The organism is Lederbergia sp. NSJ-179 (genome assembly GCF_022867885.1).
Taxonomy (GTDB): domain Bacteria; phylum Bacillota; class Bacilli; order Bacillales; family Bacillaceae_C; genus Lederbergia.
Genome location: NZ_JALIFP010000009.1, coordinates 17,342 through 34,384, shown reverse-complemented (window position 1 = coordinate 34,384; position 17,043 = coordinate 17,342). Strand labels below are relative to the sequence as shown.

Below are 17,043 nucleotides of genomic sequence, written 5' to 3'. Positions count from 1 at the left end.
ATAAAGAAATGGATGTTCTTTTTCGAACCTGAAAAACTTGGGTGAAAAGGGTATGATAAAAGGAGAACGAAATAGGGACGGAGTGAAAGCATGCGGAATATGTCATTAAAGGAACTTTTTGATCTAAAGGAAGAGCTTCAGATAGCAAAGGATGAAGAGAAAGGGGTGTCTCTGCCGGCTTTAATTGGGGTGGAGGAGGAATTACTGCGAAGGCTTTCCCGTGATAAAGATGATGAAAATAGTGATCATTTGGCAAAAGTGCAATCTGATCTGATTAACCATCTCGTTTATTATGGATCCTATTTAAAAACGGTTTATAAGAAAGACCATCTAGATGACCAAAAGTCACTGGCTAAAGTGTTGAAATATGATAGAGGAAATGCGCTTGCTTATTACCGTCTAGGTATTTATGCATATCAGAGAAAGTATTACGTCACAGCAGCCGTTCATTTTAATAATGCCTTAAAAAGCCATGAACGAAATCCTCACTCGCCCTATCGTTTATCAGCGCAACAGCATTATCATACCCTTCTTTACTTAACAAACAGCTCATTAAAGGTGGCAACGGAAACGGGGGAAGAGACGAGAAAACTGAAAGAGCAAATAGAGGAGAAATCACTGGCTAATCTGGACGTTGTGCCTTTACATGAGCATATTCGTCAAAATGAGACATATATAGAAAATCATGCTTTTATAGTCATTTCTCAATCAAGTGTGAAAATGGCGTCGAAAGAAGAATGTGAAGAACAAATCACCTCAGAAGAAATGAAGCCTTATCTTATTCTATATTTTTCTGACCAACAACAGTCTGTCATTTTCCAGAAAAAGGAAGTTCTCATTACGGTTCTGCAGGCAAATGTTCTAAAAAGGTTCCTTCTTTACAGTCGTGAAGGAAAGCTTGTGACAAAAAAGGATGTCGCTGACTTGTTTGCTTCACGGGATCAATCAGGAGAGATTGCTGAGGATATGTACAAGCAGGTTCTCAAGCGGTTAAAAGGAAAACTGGCAGAATTAGATTTAGCGCACACGATCATTCAACAAGAAGAAGGGGATTTGTATGATACAGCTATTCCTTTCTTATGCATTCAAAGGACAGAGGAGTTTTGAGGTGAATATAAGTTAAAAAATATACTTGTACTTTACTTGAAAGTTTCCCCATTTCCTCATACAATAGGAATGAATTGAATAGTTATCAAGAGTGGCTGAGAGATCTGGCTCAATGACGTCACAGCAACCTGCATAAAGTAAGGTGCTAATACCAGCAAAGCTTTTGCTTTGGGTGATAAGATCGGTCTTAAGACCCCTTCTGTTATCCAATGCAGATGGGGTTTTTTCATGGTTTAGCGTACTATAAAATTCTAGCTTGTGGATAAGTTCTAAAAGCGGGTATTGACGTCCGGCTTCAGCGCCCAGCGACTAGCAAACTTTCGATGCCTTTCTACGATAAGTCAACAGGATGTTGGTCAGAACAGCGTTTTAGCTGTTCATCCTTCAACTGAAGTTTGTACGTCGCTAAACGGACGCTTGCACCTTTGTTCTTTATCTGCATAACCAGCCATTACGTTCCCTGTACAAGGTGGCGGCTAAATATACCCCACTGATTGAAGTTTCACTTTATAAGGAGGGATTGACAATGAAACGTATGACAGTCGAGAATGAAAAGGAATGCGATAAGACGAAGGAGGAGGCGAGTGAAGTCATTAAAGAGATGTCTCCGGAGGAATTAGAGGCATTTAAGTTGGAAAGATATCGGAAGTTCATCGGCCCACTGACAGAATATCATGTGGATGATTTGAAAAATAGAAAATAGAACTCTTGTAAGCATGGAGATTCTTTTGTTTTAAAGATATGAAAGTAAAAAATTGTGGCTAATGTTTGGATCTAGCTCCAGCGCCTAGCCCCGAGAGGCTCGCAGGATGCGAGTCCATCCGGCGTGGCGATTGACGTCGCGTCCTTAGCCGTTCCTCCTATTTCAAGGCGCTTGCGCTTTTCTTTAAAAGGTAAGAAAGATAAAAATTGGCTAATGCTAGGTCTGGCTCCAGCGCCTAGCCCCTCGAGGTCAAATAACCTGAGCCAATAAAAGTCAAAACCGGACTTTTCTTGGTTCAGAACATTTGCTTGTCGGGGCTGAACAAGGCGCTTGCGCTTTTCTTATCTGAACTTGCTGTTTTCCAAGCTGACAATCGGAAATCAGCTGCCAGGCATTTCAGAAAGCTTATCGAGTCTCTCTTTTCTGCAAGTACAAAGAGCGGATCACGAAATAGCCCATTGAACCAAAGATCAAGCCTAAAAAAATGATTGGAACCAAATGCCGAGTCCATTTCGTTCATCCAAAGCAATTTTAATTCCTTCCCATGCGAGACAAGAGAATAAAAGCAGATTTCATTTTTTAGAACATTGATCATCAGGCGTGCATTCACAAATTGGGCAGGGGCATTTTCTTTTGTAATCGGGACCATATAGTTATATATATGTGGATAACGTTCCAAAATGGTCATGCCAATCCACATCATGATTCCAATGATAGGGGGAATAAGCATTTTCCCTTTGCTGCCCCACCGATCGACTACCCCCGCAGCATTATAATGAGCAGGCACCTTCTCCAACTAATTAGAAATTATGAAAACGGGCATGCCGGGCACCTTAATGGATCGTCCCGCCAACTTCATGGATATCTTCTTGTTCATGGGCTGCTGTAATGGCTGCCTTTTTTAGCGCCATGATAATTAAATTCAGGCTCATGCTTGGGGAGGATGTATCCAGGGTTTGTTCTGGGATGAACGGGATATGAATGAAGCCCCCGCGAATATGAGGAGCATGTTCACTAAGATAATGCATAACTCCATAGAATAGATGATTACAGACGAAGGTGCCTGCTGTATGGGAAACGCTCGCTGGAATTCCCATTTTCCGTATTTGATGGACCATTCGCTTTACTGGCAAAGTGCTCCAGTAGGCAGCAGGGCCATTTTCAATAATGGGTTCATCTATCGGTTGTTGTCCTTCATTATCCGCAATCCGTGCATCGTCTAGATTAATCGCAATCCGTTCTGGGGTAATCTGGGCACGCCCACCTGCCTGCCCAACACAAATCACAACATCAGGCTGAAAAAATTCAATCGCCTGTATGACAACCTCTCGCGATCGATGAAAGACGGTGGGTACTTCAACAGTGATCAGTTCCACATTTTCTATGATTAATCCATTTAATTGTTTGATGGCTTCTGAAGCAGGGTTGATCACATCTGTCCCGAAAGGATCAAACCCAGTTAATAATACCTTTTTCATGGTACACTTTCCAACTCCTTTGCTAGGTATCTTTATTTTAAATGGTAACATATTTCAGTTGTGAATCTATTTTAAAAAAAAGAAAAAACGAACCCCAATAAAATAGGGTTCGCTTATGAAAAGAAATTCGGTAAAATTTAGGTGTCTTACACCATCACTTTACAAATATCATTCGTAAATTCAACGGGATCTTGTACAGGCAATCCTTCAATAAGGAGCGCTTGGTTGTATAAAAGGTTGGTGTATAGGTTTAGCTTATCTTTGTCTGTTTCAAAGGCTGATTTTAGCGATTGGAACACTTCATGGTTGGTATTAATTTCCAAAATCTTTTCCGCTTGGACATTTTGATTATCTGGCATGGCCTGTAAGATTTTTTCCATTTCGATGGTAATTTCGCCATCTGTAGAGAGACAAACAGGGTGAGTCCGTAATCGTTTAGAAGCGCGAACATCCTTGACTTTTCCAGATAAAATCTCTTTCAAAGCCTCGAATAGTTCCTTGTTTTCCTCGGTTTCTTCGGAAGCTTCTTTTTCGTTCTGTTCTTGATCTTCAAGTCCTAAATCACCGCTTGCAACAGAACGGAATTCTTTTTCCTTATAATTCATCAACATTTTGATCGCAAATTCATCCACATCTTCTGTGAAATATAAAATTTCATAGCCCTTTTCTCGAAGAATCTCAGTCTGTGGCAGTTTTTCAATGCGAGCAATAGAATCCCCTGATGCATAATAAATATATTTTTGCTCTTCAGGCATTCTGGATACATATTCCTCTAACGTCACTAGCTTTTTCTCTTTAGAGGAAACGAACATGAGTAAATCCTGTAAAACCTCCTTATGCATGCCATAATCGCTATATACACCAAATTTTAACTGGCGGCCAAAGGACTCATAAAATGTTTCATATTTATCCCGATCATTCTTCAGCATATTTTGTAATTCCGTTTTAATTTTCTTTTCAATATTATTGGCGATTCGCTTTAATTGCCGATCCTGTTGTAAAATCTCCCGCGAAATATTAAGCGATAAATCTTCTGAATCGACCATCCCCTTCACAAAGCTGAAGTAATCAGGCAGCAGCTCTGGGCATTTTTCCATAATTAGGACACCGCTTGAATATAATTCTAAGCCCTTTTCAAATTCCTTAGAATAATAATCAAATGGCAATTTTTCGGGAATATAGAGAATCGCATTATAACGAATCGCTCCATCGACACTTGTATGGATATGGGCTAATGGTTTATCAAATCCATAACGCTTTTCCGTGTAAAAGTTTTCGTAATCCGCCTCTGTTAATTCGTTTTTATTCCGTCTCCAAATCGGGATCATGCTGTTGATCGTTTTCTCTTCTTTGATCTGTTCGTATTCGTCTTCCGTACCTTCCTTCAGCTTGCTTTCGGTGACATCCATTTTAATTGGATAGCGAATGAAGTCAGAGTACTTCTTGATAATGGATTGGATTCGATACTCTTCTAAAAATTCGTCATAATTTTCTTCTTCTTCTTCATTTTCTTTAATGGTTAAAATAATTTCAGTTCCAACCGTTTCCTTTGTTGCCGGTTCAATTGTATAACCATCTGCCCCAGAAGATTCCCATTTGTAGGCTTCATTGCTATCTAAAGCCTTACTAATTACGGTCACTTTATCGGCAACCATAAAAGCAGAATAGAAGCCAACCCCGAATTGTCCGATAATATCATGTCCATCTTTTATTTCGTTTTCGCTTTTAAATGCTAAGGAACCACTTTGGGCAATGGTACCAAGATTTTCCTCTAACTCTTCCTTTGTCATCCCAATTCCCGTATCTTCAACCTTCAAAATCCGGTTATCCTTATCAATAGAAAGCTTTATGTAATAATCATCCTGATTGAAGGTTAAGGAATCATCTGTAAGGGTGCGATAATAAATTTTGTCGATCGCATCACTAGAATTGGAGATTAATTCTCTTAGAAAAATTTCCTTATTCGAATAAATCGAATGGATCATCATTTCCAATAAACGTTTTGATTCTGCTTGAAACAGCTTCTTCTCCATAAAAACTCTCCTTTTGTTCTAAGATTGGCACTCGGCACGCAAGAGTGCTAACTACTTATGTAATACCATACTAGGATAAATGTGTCAAAGAAAACCCCTTCTTTTCATAAAAAGAAAACGATGTTTCATCGCATTAAAAAAACTTCAAAAAAGGCTTGCTATTGGGGGATTGTTTGTGCTACAATAACTTTACACTTAATATGTATTAAATCTTATAATTCACATGTTTTCACGGATTATATTATTTGGATAGTTAATCCATGAAAGCATGTGAATTTTTGTTTACATCGTTATTAAGTAACAAATTTTTGGAGGTATTTACATGAATCAAGGTACAGTAAAATGGTTTAACGCAGAAAAAGGCTTTGGCTTTATCGAAGTTGAAGGTGGAGAAGATGTATTCGTTCATTTCTCAGCTATCACTGGAGACGGCTTTAAAACTCTTGAAGAGGGTCAAAAAGTAAGTTTTGACATTACTCAAGGTAACCGTGGCGACCAAGCAGCTAATGTTGAAAAACTATAATGAATCATGAGGACTGAAAATAGTGCGGATAGCACTATTTTCAGTCCTCATTTTTTGTAAAAGTTACTTAAAAAACAGGTGAGCCGTTATACTTTAAATTTTACAATATCTTTTAGTTTAGATCTTGGTGCTTTTATAAGCAGGGATGAATGTGTAGGGCTTGATGTTTGCGGGTCTACATTGTGGGATAAAGAAAGAAATTCTCTCATGGGTAGTTTGATATTTTCATGCTTTTCTAAAAGAACACCAACATTTTCTTCTGCTTAGGTACAATGGATACACTAGAAGCCATTTTCTCTTCAAGGCGGTTACATTTCTCTTCCAACTGTTCAAAGCGTTGATCGACCTGTTCAAAACGCTTATCCATTCGTTCCTCCATTCGCTTCTCCATTTGTTCCAATTTTTGATCGATATGTTTGGAATGAAGTTTTAAGGCATTCAAAATTTCCTTCAAATCGGATTTTTCCATTTTAGTTTCACCTCCTCCTCTTTCTATTATTATAGCTTGTCCATCATTTGTTGCAATAGGGAAATTTCTGTCGAATTCCCTCAAGCAAGTTGCAGGGAATTGGGCTATAATAGAGGAAATAGAACATGACAGAGGGTGAGGATGATGAAGTTTTTCCATACGGCAGATTGGCATTTAGGAAAGCTTGTTCAAGGCGTTTATATGACAGAGGATCAGCGCTATGTTTTACAACAATTTATTCAGGCGATTGAGGAAGAGCGTCCTGATGCGGTAATCATTGCTGGGGACTTATATGATCGAGGAGTGCCACCGACAGAGGCCGTCCATCTATTGGATGAAATATTGGACACAATCGTATTACAGCTAAAAACGCCTGTTCTGGCCATTGCAGGGAATCATGATAGTCCAAGTCGTTTACATTTTGGTAGTAACATTATGAAGCAAAATGGTCTACATATGTCTGGGCGCTTAACGAAAGATTTACAGCCTGTGATCCTTCAGGATGATTTTGGACCGGTGCATTTTCATCTTGTTCCTTATTGTGATCCTAGCTTGGTGCGGAATCTTTTTGAAGATGAGGAGGTTCGGACCCATCAGGATGCGGCACGAAAAATAGTAACAGAAATCAAGGCAAATCTTGATCCGAAAGCTCGTCATGTTCTGATTGGACATGCCTTTGTGACCCCATTTGGGGAAGAGGAGGAAAATACAAGTGACTCTGAAAGACCACTTTCCATTGGTGGGGCAGAATATGTGGATGCCCAGCTTTTTGCTGATTTTCACTACACGGCCCTTGGTCATTTGCATCAGGCCCATTATGTGATGCAGGAAAAGATTCGTTATGCAGGCTCGATTTTAAAATATTCGATTTCAGAGGAACATCATCGAAAAGGATACTCCATCGTTGAATTGGATCAAGATGGAGAAGTATCGATTGAAAAACGTCTCTTCACTCCGAAAAGGGAGATGCGAACAATCGAAGCAACAATGTCTGAACTTTTAACTGACCCCGTTTGTGAGGACTATGTATTTGTTCGACTATTGGATGAAACTCCGATTCTATCACCGATGGAAAAAATTCGCTCCGTTTATCCAAATGCGATGCATGTGGAAAGAAAGCATCTTGCAACTGAAACAATCTCTACCTCCAAGCAGGTACGCAGTAAGATGAGTGATCTTGAGCTTTTTCAATCCTTTTATGAACAGGTTAAGGGGGAGAAAGCCTCCGAAGAAACAGAGAGAATTTTTAGAGAGGTATTGGATGAATTATTGCGGGAAGAACAGGAGACAGCTACTCCAACACAGAGGGAAGTTGTGCCAAATTAAAGGGGGGAAAAGAGATGAGGCCATTAACGCTAAAGCTGACCGCCTTTGGTCCTTATAAAAATACGGAAACCATCCATTTTTCGGATTTAAAAGACCAGTCCATCTTTGTCATTTCGGGTAATACAGGTGCAGGTAAAACAACGATTTTTGATGGCATTTGTTTTGCCTTATATGGGAGTGCGAGTGGACAAGATCGGGAAAATCAGACGATGCTTCGCAGTCATTTTGCAGAGGATGATACCCATACATCTGTTGAATTAGTGTTTGAACTCCATGGTCGTACATACCGTGTTCTTCGTCAACTGGGTCATGTGAAACAGGGGAATAAAACGAAAACAGGGGAACGATATGAGTTTTTTGAAATCTGCGATGGGAAAGAGATTCCTTGTGTAGATCGACAAATGGTTTCTGAGATTGATAAGAAGATTGAGGGGCTTATGGGTCTTACCCAAGATCAATTTAAACAGATTGTGATGCTGCCACAGGGGGAATTTCGCAAACTATTAACCTCCCAAACAGAAAATAAAGAGGATATTTTACGACGGCTTTTTAAAACCGATGCTTATAAACAAATAGGGGAGCGATTGCGAAATCGGAAGAAGCGGATTGAGCTAGCTTTTCAGCAAGAAAAACAAGTGCGAGATACATATATTCAAAACATCCAAGCCACTTTACCACATCGAGAAGGAGCGTCCATCTTCCTGGTCCTTTCTCAAGAACATTACAATCTTCATCAAGTCATTGCTGGTTTAGAGGAAGAGGTGGCTTATTATAATAGCCAAATTGGACAGGATCGGCAAAATTATGAAAAAGCCTACAAAGCGCATACGCAAAAGCAAACGGAATTTCATCAAGCGCAAACGTTGAATGAACGATTGGATGAGCTAGAACAGAAGAAGCAACAGCTCCAACAGCTTGAAGAGCAGCTCCCTATTTTTACAGAAAAGGAGAAACAGTGGGAAGCGGCCGAGAGAGCGAGTATGATTGAACCATACGAGCGCCAGGTGAAGGAATGGAGACAGGAAGAAACGGAAAAAATACGGGCCTATGAGCAGGCGGTCCGGTCGAAAAATCAAATGGATGATACATATCAACAAGTCCTTCATGCTTATCAGCAGGAAGAAGGGAAAAAGGAAGAAAGGGAAAGAATTCGGCAAGAGCTCAGGCGATTACAGGAATTTTTGCCTGTTGTGAAAGAAATTGATCAAGTGAAGCAACAGATTCAAATGCTAGAAAAGCAGGCTGCAGAAATGGAGAAACAGCTTGAGGCTGTCAAAAAGGATAGCAAGGTAAAGAGTAGGGAAGCAGAGGAAATGAGTCAAAAAATAGCTGATCTGGATAAGGCTGTAAGTGAGTATCCGGAGAAAAGCGAACGGCTGGCGATGAAGCGGGAACAATGGAAGCTGTTGAATGAGTATACAAAGCTTGCAAAAAGACAAACGGCTTTGGCGAAGGAAATGCAGCAGAAAAAGGAATTATATGAACAGAAACAAGCGAACTATCAAGAAAGAGAGCGTAGCTGGTTGAATCATCAAGCACTTGTACTAGCTAGTCATTTGCATGACGGGGAACCCTGTCCTGTCTGTGGGAGTCTTGAACATCCCCATAAAGCCACAAATGAGGGGCATTCTATCACAAGGGAGCAGCTAGAAGAGTTAAAAAAGAAAGTGGATGTTTGTGAAAATGACTATCATCTTGTGAGAGCCGATTGGTCAGCGAATACAAAGCAACTAGAAGAGAAGCAGCAAGAGGTGGAATCCAATGGAGTCATTTTGGCTGACATTCCCTTAAAAATGGAAGAGCTCAAAAAGGAAGGGAAACAATTAAACGAAGAAGTCGAGAAGCTGAAGGCGGATCGGTTCATATTGACAAACTGGAAAACCGAGTACGAAGAGCGCAGTAAGGAACTGAAACAGTTAGAAGCGAACAAGGAAAAATGGGAACAGCGTTATCAGGAAAAACGATTGAAAATGGAAAATACAAAGACCATTTATTTGGAGCGAATCCGGATCATCCCTGAGGAAATGCGGGTATTGGACCAATTGGAAAAGCAAATCCGCCTTACAGAACATGAATCGTCAAAACGAGAACAAGCATGGGAGCAAGTGCAAAAGCGGCTTCAGCAAACACAAAATGAACAGACAAAGGCACAGTCCAATCTAGAGCATGCCCAAAAGCAGCATATGGAAACAACAGCCAAAAGAGAAAAAGCGGAAGTCTCCTTTCAAGAAGTTTTACAAAAGGCCGAATTTGCTAATGAAGAAGAATATCGATTAGCGAATATGTCAAACGAGGCGCGTGAAGAATTAAAAAGAGACATCGATCATTTTAAACAAACGCGATCCTTGCTACAAGAACAAGTAAAAGAATTAAAATCGATATTAAAAGGACAGAAAAAGGTCGATCTGACCCTCTTGCAGCAGCAATTGGAAAACTTCAAACAAGCCTATGAAGCGGCATTCAACCAATGGGAGCAATCCAAGAAATTTTATCAGGAAGCAAACCATTTACTGGAAAAAATTGCGGATGCAGAAAAAAGAGTGCGGGAAAGCGAACGAAAACTAGCTGTTTTAGCTGATTTATATGATGTGATTCGCGGTCAAAATCATCATAAAATTTCATTTGAACGCTATCTGCAAATTGAATATTTAGAGCGAATTATTGAAGCAGCCAATCTGAGATTAAAGAAACTTTCAAATGGACAATATGATTTGATCCGTAGCGATCGGCAAGAATCTCATGGTAGACAAAGTGGATTAGCTCTTGATATTTATGATTCGTATACTGGGCAAACCCGTGATGTCAAAACCTTATCTGGGGGAGAAAAATTTAATGCTTCTCTCTGTTTAGCCCTAGGCATGTCTGATGTTATCCAAAGCTTCCAAGGGAATATCTCGATCGACACCATGTTTATTGATGAAGGCTTTGGCACCTTAGATGAAGAAGCCTTAAACAAAGCGATTGATACATTGGTGGATCTGCAACAATCAGGGCGCATGATTGGTGTGATCTCCCATGTTCAGGAGCTTAAAGCGATCTTCCCGGCTATCTTAGAGGTAAAGAAAACGAAGGAGGGTCATAGTCAAACCCGATTTATATTGAAATAATTAGAGTTCAAAAAATGAAATGTCTAATAAGCTTCCTGTCGGGGCAAAAATTTATTCCGCCAAAGAAAGAGGCGATATATTAATCGTTGAATTCGATGAACGTGTATTGAGATATCTCGCCATTGTAGAAGGATAACTTATTCATAATTAAAAAATAGGAGTTGCGCTGACAACTCCTATATATGATACTCATAGTCCTCGGCAAGAATTCTGCGGAGGAATTTCTTTGTTCGTTCTTCTTTCGGTTTGATAAATATATCGTGGGGAGAGCCTTCTTCGACAACGACCCCATCATTCATAAAAATAACTCGATTGGCCACATTTTGGGCAAAGGACATTTCATGGGTCACGACAAGCATGGTCGTTCCTTCGTTGGCAATATCCTTCATGACGGTGAGGACTTCACCAACAAGTTCCGGATCGAGGGCAGATGTAGGTTCATCGAATAATATAATGTCTGGATTTAACGCAACCGCTCGAGCAATTCCCACCCGTTGTTGTTGTCCTCCAGAAAGTTCTCCTGGATAAGATTGGTATTTATCGGACAGGCCAACCTTATCTAGGGCTTGCTTGCCCATTTTTTCTGCTTTTTCCTTTGGGATTTTCCTACCAATAATTAATCCCTCTGTTACATTTTCTAAGGCTGTTTTATTATGAAATAGATTATAATTTTGAAAAACGAAGGCGACTTTTTGTCTGATTTGGTGAATTTGCCTTTTGGATGCGCTATGGAGGTCTACGGTCAAATCGTCAAAGGTAGCCTGGCCTTGATCCGCTTTTTCCAAAAAGTTAATGCATCTAAGAAAGGTCGTTTTACCAGAACCACTTGGACCGATAATAACAACTACATCCCCCTTATCGATTGACAAGTCTACACCTTTCAAAATTTCATTTTTTCCAAAGGATTTATGAACATTTTTGATTTGTAACATTTTTTCGCCTCCAGCATTTGATTAGGCATTGACAATCTTATACTTTGTAATCCGTTTCTCATACCATTTAAACAAGTATTCTACAGCACTACATAAAATTAAATAGACAAGAAAAATATCGATATAAGCTTCCACATAATTGTAGCCAACATTAGCGGCGACTTGGGCTTTTAACGTAATTTCATGTAAAGACATCGCATAGCCTAACGAGGTTGCTTTAATGAGATTGACGGTTGCCGTACAAATATTTGGTAAGGCAACGACTAAAGTTTGTGGAATGATGATTCTACGAAACGCTTGCGGTTGGGTTAACCCGATAGATAAAGCGGCTTCTAATTGTCCTTTGCTTACCGTGTTAATGGCCGAGCGAAAGACCTCAATTAGGATAGCTGTTGTATTGATAGAAAAGACAATAAAGGCGTACCAAATCGGGTTAATATCATAAACATTTATTTGAACATTGTATTTTTCAAATATCGCTGAAAGTAATAAAGGGACACTATTATAAATAATAAAAATTTGTACAATAACAGGTGTTCCACGCACAAATGATACATAGACACGGGAAAACTGGTTAAGGACTGGGATTTGGTTAAGTCTTGTTAAGGCCAGTAAAAAACCAAGCGGTAAAGCGATGAGGAGGGCCACAATGGTAATGAGCAAGGCGACGGGCACTCCAGATAAAGCAATAAAGAATGTATCGATTAAAAATTCCACATTAATCCCCATGTTGTCACCTTCCTACACACTTTTAATCACTTGCTTGCCCTTACTAAAAAACTTCTCTAACTTTAGGAAAACTTGTTCGATCGCAATGGAGAGTACCCAATAAATAATCGATAATGCAATGTAAATTTCTAAGGCATGAGAATTATAATTGCTGGCAATGATCATATTCGCTTTTCCCATGACATCAATTAAACCAATCGTATAAGCTAAAGAACCTTCTTTTAATAATTCTAGTAATCCATTACCGAAATTAGGTAAGGCGACAACAAAGGCTTGAGGAAAAATAATTCGTCTGTAAGCCTGTGTTGGACTTAATCCGACACTCACCGCCGCTTCAAATTGCCCTTTGTCAATCGATTCATAAGCGGTCCGAATCACCTCAGACATAATCGCTCCAAATTGTAGAGTAAACGTAATGACAACAAAAATAGCCTTATCAATATCATTTAAATCAATCCCAAAATGTATAAAAATAGCTGGGACTCCATAATAGACTAAAAACAATAGCACAATAGAGGGAGTACAGCGTAAAACTGTTGTGTAACCATGGGCAATTTTTTGGGCAATCTTATTTTTTCCTATTTTCATCGCAGCTAAAATGAAACCTAGAATGGATCCAAATAAAACGGAAAGGATCACCACCATAAAGGTAACTTTTAAAAATGGAATAAGTGCAGGAAATGTCTCCCAAATATAGGTGGCATCAAAATACTTTTGCATGTTTGTTCACCATCTTTTTTCAATATTGAAAAATTTGTGTGTGGAATCTTTCTCAGATAAAAATAAAGTTTCTATTGTTCGGAAGCTGAATGGGTTGCACGATTCTTCTTGAATAGTGCAACCTTATCTTCAAGAAAAAAAGAGTCTCTAGCAAAATGGTGATCTATCTTTCTACTTGATCGAGCACCTCAAAAAGATCGCGATTATAAAATTCCTTCATTAGATCATTTAACTTCTTTTCTTCTTTTAGCTTTTTCATCGCTTCATCATAGGCGTCCGCAAATTCTTGTTCCTTTTTATTAAACAGCGGCCAAGTTTTAATCACATTGAATTCATTATAAACAACATCGTTAACAAGATTATGATAAGGGCCATCTTCCGCAAGCACTTGCTTTTCAAAAGGACCTTCAATAGAAATACCACCATCCACCCGGCCTTCATTCACCCACTGAATCACATCAACGGAAAAGGTATCTCCAGCTTTGAGTTTCACTGGATTGTCAGGATTTTTCTGATTGTATTCATCAATTACGGTATATTGGGCATTATTGGCGGCAATCGGAGCTAACGTCATTCCAGCTGAAGCAAAGTCCTCTAGCGACTTGATTTGTTCATTTTCCTTTTTTAATACGAGTCCAATGCTGCTTAATCCTAGAAATTCCTTTGGATAAATAAATTTTTCCGTTCTTTCTTCTGTCCAAAAGGCATTTTTGACCCCAACTTGATATTTCCCTTGTGAAACCCCAACAAGTAAGTCATCACTTGTTGTGCCCACATATTCAAATTCATATTGGGGTAGTAATTCATCCACTAATTTCATGACTTCCACATCATAACCTGTTGGATTTCCATCGTCATCTAACCAAGAAATCGGCTTTGAAGCTTGATCATACGCCACCTTAATCTTTTTTACATCCCCATCAGAACCACTAGATTCTCCTGATGCAGAATCTGAGCCACAACCTGCTAGCAATCCGATAAGGCTGATTCCAATGAGGAGGCTAAATAATTTTAGATGTTTCATTTTCTGTTCTCCTTCTGTTTATAATGGTGGATGGGAAAGGTTTTTTACCCCATCTTCATTTTTTTCTACAAAAATATGGTTTATTTATTTTCTGCCGCTTTAATCGCAGTCAAGGCTAAATTTTTAATCGTCATATCATCCATTGGCGGGTTATGCAAGCCGGCCCGCACATCGCGATAGTACCGTTGCAATGGATTGGTTAGTTGTAAACTTTTCGCTCCGACAACACGCATCGCCTTATCCACGATCTTAATGGCTGAATTGGTGACGGTATGTTTGACAATGGCGATTTCATTGGTTAAGTATTGTCTTCGTTTTTCATCATCATAGGCTGTAGCGACGCTATATAATAGATGGCGTGCTTGGGCTAGTTCTAATTCAATTTCACCAAGATGTTGTTGAACATTTGGTAATTGGCTAATCGGACCATTTAAGCTATTAGGGGTATGATGGTTTGCAAAATGAACAGCATAATCGCGTGCGGCTTGGGCAATTCCTAGATACGTTGCAGGAATATGCAAGGCCCAGCCACCGAATTTTGCAGGGCTTTTCTTATCAGGTAATTCAATTAACTTTGAATCCTCCACTTTTACATCTTCTAAAACGAGATCATGGCTTCCCGTTCCCCTCATTGACATCACATTCCAAGTTTCATCCACTGATAATCCTGGCAAATCTTTATGAAGTAGGAAGAAACCAATCGATTGCTTTTCTTCAATCCAAGCAGAGGTTAAAAAATAGGTTAAGACAGGAGAGGCGGTTGTAAATGTCTTCCTTCCATTCAGAATCCAAACACCATTCTCTTGTCTCACAGCGTTTGTGCCGGGGCGACCGCCTCTTGTTGGACTACCGGTTTGCGCTTCACTCACGGAGCGATTAACAATCGCACCATTTAAAATTTCCTGTGCTAAAAAATCGAGGTTATCTGTTGTCCATGCTTTCTTTTCATAAATTTCCCCTACAGTGCCAAGATGCCAACCGATAGAGAGAGCGGTGTTAGAGTCATAGCTTGCTAATGTTTCTTGAAAAAGGACCATATCATAAACATTTAAGCCTTCCCCACCAAATTCCTTTGATAATGTGATTTTCGTATAGCCCAAATCAACTAAATCTTGAATATTTTCTTTTGGGAAGATCCCCTGTTCATCAATTTGGGCGGATAGATTTCTAAACTTTCCTTCTTTCTCTTGTAATTTTTTTAACCATGATTGTTGTTGTTCTGTTCGAATAAATAACTCCATTCTGTTCTTCCTCCTATTTTGTAGTATTACAATACCCATTGGTTTAGTATGATTTAACCGTAAAAAAACGTTTCTTTTACCTTATGTTTGCTGACTGTGTTTGTTTCTCCTTTTTAAGAAGAATCCGCAAAATCCGGACATAAAATTTCCAGAGTAACAAGTGCGAAGAAAATCCCTCTTCTTGAATGGGAAGAGGGATGATTTTGAATATCCAGCTCTTATCTTTCAAGAATAAAACTTGCTGGAGGTAGCACCTTTCTGTAGACAGAGGTTGCTGAAGCGTCATCGGGCCAGTCCCTTAGCTTCTCTTGATAAGAATATTCGTTATTGAAATTAATCATAGGGGATGGGAACGCTCTTGTCAAGATAAAATTCAGTAATTCAATCGGAATAATAAACAAAGCTTCAGTTTAAGTTGTCACCACTTCTAAAGCCACGATAAAAATTACGGCTTTTCAACGAGCTGAGAAATAGGTACATCAAATTCTTTTTGTGGGTCATCTAATGGATAAACACGTGCCGTATCACTATTTTTATCAATTTGCTGGATATAAATACGCTCGCCTTGATAGGTAACATGCTTTAACTCGCCCGTTTGGACAATTTGTTCCGCTCTCTGTCGATTCAATGTTAAAACCTCCTCCATTTTTTTGGCTGTCAGATTGATTATTCGATTAAGCCCTCTACATCCACAATTTGTTCATGCTCCATATCATCCAATGGGAAGATGGTGACTGTTTGATTCTCAGGGTGAATTTTTTGTAAATAGACGGGAATGCCGCGATACTGGACATGGATCATATTAGGAGCTTCCATTATTTCGTTTGCGCGTTGGATATCCATTTTCTTCTCCTCCTTATCTATATATTTTCTCGGGAAGCAAGCAAATATACGGAAATGCTGGGGTGCTTTTCCCGGAATGTTTCGTATATAATAAGGCAAAAGGAGTGTTAGCCATGAACGAACAGGGAATATTGGATTTGCCGGTTTTAGAAACAAACCGTTTGCGTCTTAGGAAATTAAAGGATGCGGATGTAGAAGACATTTTCCTCTATGGATCAGATGAGGAAGTATCCCGCTATGTGACATGGGATCGCCACCGTACAATCGCAGACTCGGAGCAATTTCTCACTTTTGCAAAGGAGCGATATGCTGAAAAGCAAGTAGCACCATGGGGGATCGAATGGAAAGAAACGGGTAAAATTATTGGGACGATCGATTTCATTTGGTGGAAACCAAAACATCGAAGTGCCGAAATTGGCTATGTGTTATCGAGAGATTTCTGGGGAAGAGGCATTATGACGGAAGCGGCCAAAGAGGTGATTCGCTTTGGTTTTGCAGAAATGGATTTGATTCGGATTCAAGCGAGAGGCTTTGTCGAAAATATTGGTTCCAGTCGGGTGATGGAAAAAGCAGGTATGACCTTTGAAGGCATATTAAGAAAGGAAATGTTCGCAAAAGGAAGGCATTGGGATGTTAAGATTTACTCGATTCTAAAGGGAGAATAGGAAATCAGTTAATCAGAAGCGGATTCAGCATTAAAAAGAAAAGGGCCAAAGTAGGTCCCTTTCTTTACAGGATAGGAAAGCAAAAATTGGCTAATGTTTGGATCTAGCTCCAGGCGCCATCGGCTCGAGGTCAAATAACCTGA

The 17,043-nt window shown here is 39.5% G+C and carries 17 protein-coding genes and 2 riboswitches; of the genes, 6 read left to right on the top strand and 11 right to left on the bottom strand.

Annotated elements, in window-relative coordinates; all coding sequences use genetic code 11:
• Positions 1–90: 90 nt before the first annotated feature.
• Complete coding sequence (locus MUB24_RS09040; protein WP_244703280.1) at positions 91–1,107, top strand: hypothetical protein; 1,017 nt, start codon at positions 91–93, stop codon at positions 1,105–1,107.
• A gap of 79 nt (positions 1,108–1,186) precedes the next feature.
• Positions 1,187–1,289, top strand: a riboswitch (SAM riboswitch).
• 344 nt (positions 1,290–1,633) lie between these two features.
• A complete protein-coding gene (locus MUB24_RS09035; protein WP_244703278.1) occupies positions 1,634–1,810 on the top strand; it encodes a hypothetical protein in 177 nt (58 codons plus the stop codon).
• 295 nt (positions 1,811–2,105) lie between these two features.
• Here the strand turns inward: MUB24_RS09035 and MUB24_RS09030 are convergent, their stop codons facing one another.
• From MUB24_RS09030 to htpG, 3 genes are all read right to left on the bottom strand, one after another.
• Complete coding sequence (locus tag MUB24_RS09030) at positions 2,106–2,597, bottom strand: DUF1648 domain-containing protein (RefSeq protein ID WP_244703276.1); 492 nt, start codon at positions 2,595–2,597, stop codon at positions 2,106–2,108.
• A gap of 46 nt (positions 2,598–2,643) precedes the next feature.
• Positions 2,644–3,288: a pyroglutamyl-peptidase I gene (gene pcp / locus MUB24_RS09025; RefSeq protein ID WP_244703274.1), complete on the bottom strand. Its 645-nt coding sequence runs from the start codon at positions 3,286–3,288 to the stop codon at positions 2,644–2,646.
• A 146-nt stretch (positions 3,289–3,434) separates the two neighbouring features.
• On the bottom strand, positions 3,435–5,321 hold the full coding sequence (htpG, locus tag MUB24_RS09020; RefSeq protein ID WP_244703272.1) for a molecular chaperone HtpG: 1,887 nt from the start codon (positions 5,319–5,321) through the stop codon (positions 3,435–3,437).
• 322 nt (positions 5,322–5,643) lie between these two features.
• Here htpG and MUB24_RS09015 point away from each other — a divergent pair, with 322 nt between their 5' ends.
• Positions 5,644–5,844 carry a cold-shock protein gene (locus MUB24_RS09015; RefSeq protein WP_244703271.1) on the top strand — a complete coding sequence of 67 codons (201 nt, stop codon included), beginning with the start codon at positions 5,644–5,646 and terminating at the stop codon, positions 5,842–5,844.
• A gap of 235 nt (positions 5,845–6,079) precedes the next feature.
• Here the strand turns inward: MUB24_RS09015 and MUB24_RS09010 are convergent, their stop codons facing one another.
• Positions 6,080–6,313, bottom strand: a complete 234-nt coding sequence (locus MUB24_RS09010; protein ID WP_244703269.1) for a hypothetical protein — start codon at positions 6,311–6,313, stop codon at positions 6,080–6,082.
• A 144-nt stretch (positions 6,314–6,457) separates the two neighbouring features.
• Here MUB24_RS09010 and MUB24_RS09005 point away from each other — a divergent pair, with 144 nt between their 5' ends.
• Both MUB24_RS09005 and MUB24_RS09000 read left to right on the top strand, forming a co-directional pair.
• Positions 6,458–7,639, top strand: coding sequence for an exonuclease SbcCD subunit D (locus MUB24_RS09005; RefSeq protein WP_244703419.1), 1,182 nt, complete (start codon positions 6,458–6,460; stop codon positions 7,637–7,639).
• 14 nt (positions 7,640–7,653) lie between these two features.
• On the top strand, positions 7,654–10,746 hold the full coding sequence (locus tag MUB24_RS09000) for an AAA family ATPase (RefSeq protein WP_244703267.1): 3,093 nt from the start codon (positions 7,654–7,656) through the stop codon (positions 10,744–10,746).
• A gap of 176 nt (positions 10,747–10,922) precedes the next feature.
• Here MUB24_RS09000 and MUB24_RS08995 read toward each other — a convergent pair whose 3' ends face one another.
• The 7 genes from MUB24_RS08995 to MUB24_RS08965 all read right to left on the bottom strand — a co-directional run bounded on the left by MUB24_RS08995 (position 10,923) and on the right by MUB24_RS08965 (position 16,235).
• A complete protein-coding gene (locus MUB24_RS08995) occupies positions 10,923–11,678 on the bottom strand; it encodes an amino acid ABC transporter ATP-binding protein (protein ID WP_244703265.1) in 756 nt (251 codons plus the stop codon).
• Between the two features lie 21 nt (positions 11,679–11,699).
• Positions 11,700–12,407: an amino acid ABC transporter permease gene (locus MUB24_RS08990; protein WP_244703263.1), complete on the bottom strand. Its 708-nt coding sequence runs from the start codon at positions 12,405–12,407 to the stop codon at positions 11,700–11,702.
• Between the two features lie 12 nt (positions 12,408–12,419).
• Positions 12,420–13,127 carry an amino acid ABC transporter permease gene (locus tag MUB24_RS08985; RefSeq protein ID WP_244703261.1) on the bottom strand — a complete coding sequence of 236 codons (708 nt, stop codon included), beginning with the start codon at positions 13,125–13,127 and terminating at the stop codon, positions 12,420–12,422.
• Between the two features lie 163 nt (positions 13,128–13,290).
• Positions 13,291–14,151: a transporter substrate-binding domain-containing protein gene (locus tag MUB24_RS08980; RefSeq protein WP_244703259.1), complete on the bottom strand. Its 861-nt coding sequence runs from the start codon at positions 14,149–14,151 to the stop codon at positions 13,291–13,293.
• Between the two features lie 80 nt (positions 14,152–14,231).
• The gene (locus MUB24_RS08975) at positions 14,232–15,392 is read right to left on the bottom strand and encodes an acyl-CoA dehydrogenase family protein (RefSeq protein ID WP_244703257.1); all 1,161 of its coding nucleotides are present in this window, start codon (positions 15,390–15,392) and stop codon (positions 14,232–14,234) included.
• Between the two features lie 215 nt (positions 15,393–15,607).
• A riboswitch (SAM riboswitch) is annotated at positions 15,608–15,710 on the bottom strand.
• Between the two features lie 127 nt (positions 15,711–15,837).
• Positions 15,838–16,020 carry an H-type small acid-soluble spore protein gene (locus tag MUB24_RS08970; RefSeq protein ID WP_244703255.1) on the bottom strand — a complete coding sequence of 61 codons (183 nt, stop codon included), beginning with the start codon at positions 16,018–16,020 and terminating at the stop codon, positions 15,838–15,840.
• A gap of 38 nt (positions 16,021–16,058) precedes the next feature.
• Positions 16,059–16,235, bottom strand: a complete 177-nt coding sequence (locus MUB24_RS08965; protein ID WP_244703253.1) for an H-type small acid-soluble spore protein — start codon at positions 16,233–16,235, stop codon at positions 16,059–16,061.
• 113 nt (positions 16,236–16,348) lie between these two features.
• On the opposite strand from MUB24_RS08965, the gene MUB24_RS08960 reads away from it, so the two are divergent.
• Entirely contained in the window at positions 16,349–16,900 is a 552-nt protein-coding gene (locus MUB24_RS08960; RefSeq protein ID WP_244703251.1) for a GNAT family N-acetyltransferase, read from the top strand.
• Positions 16,901–17,043: the final 143 nt, after the last annotated feature.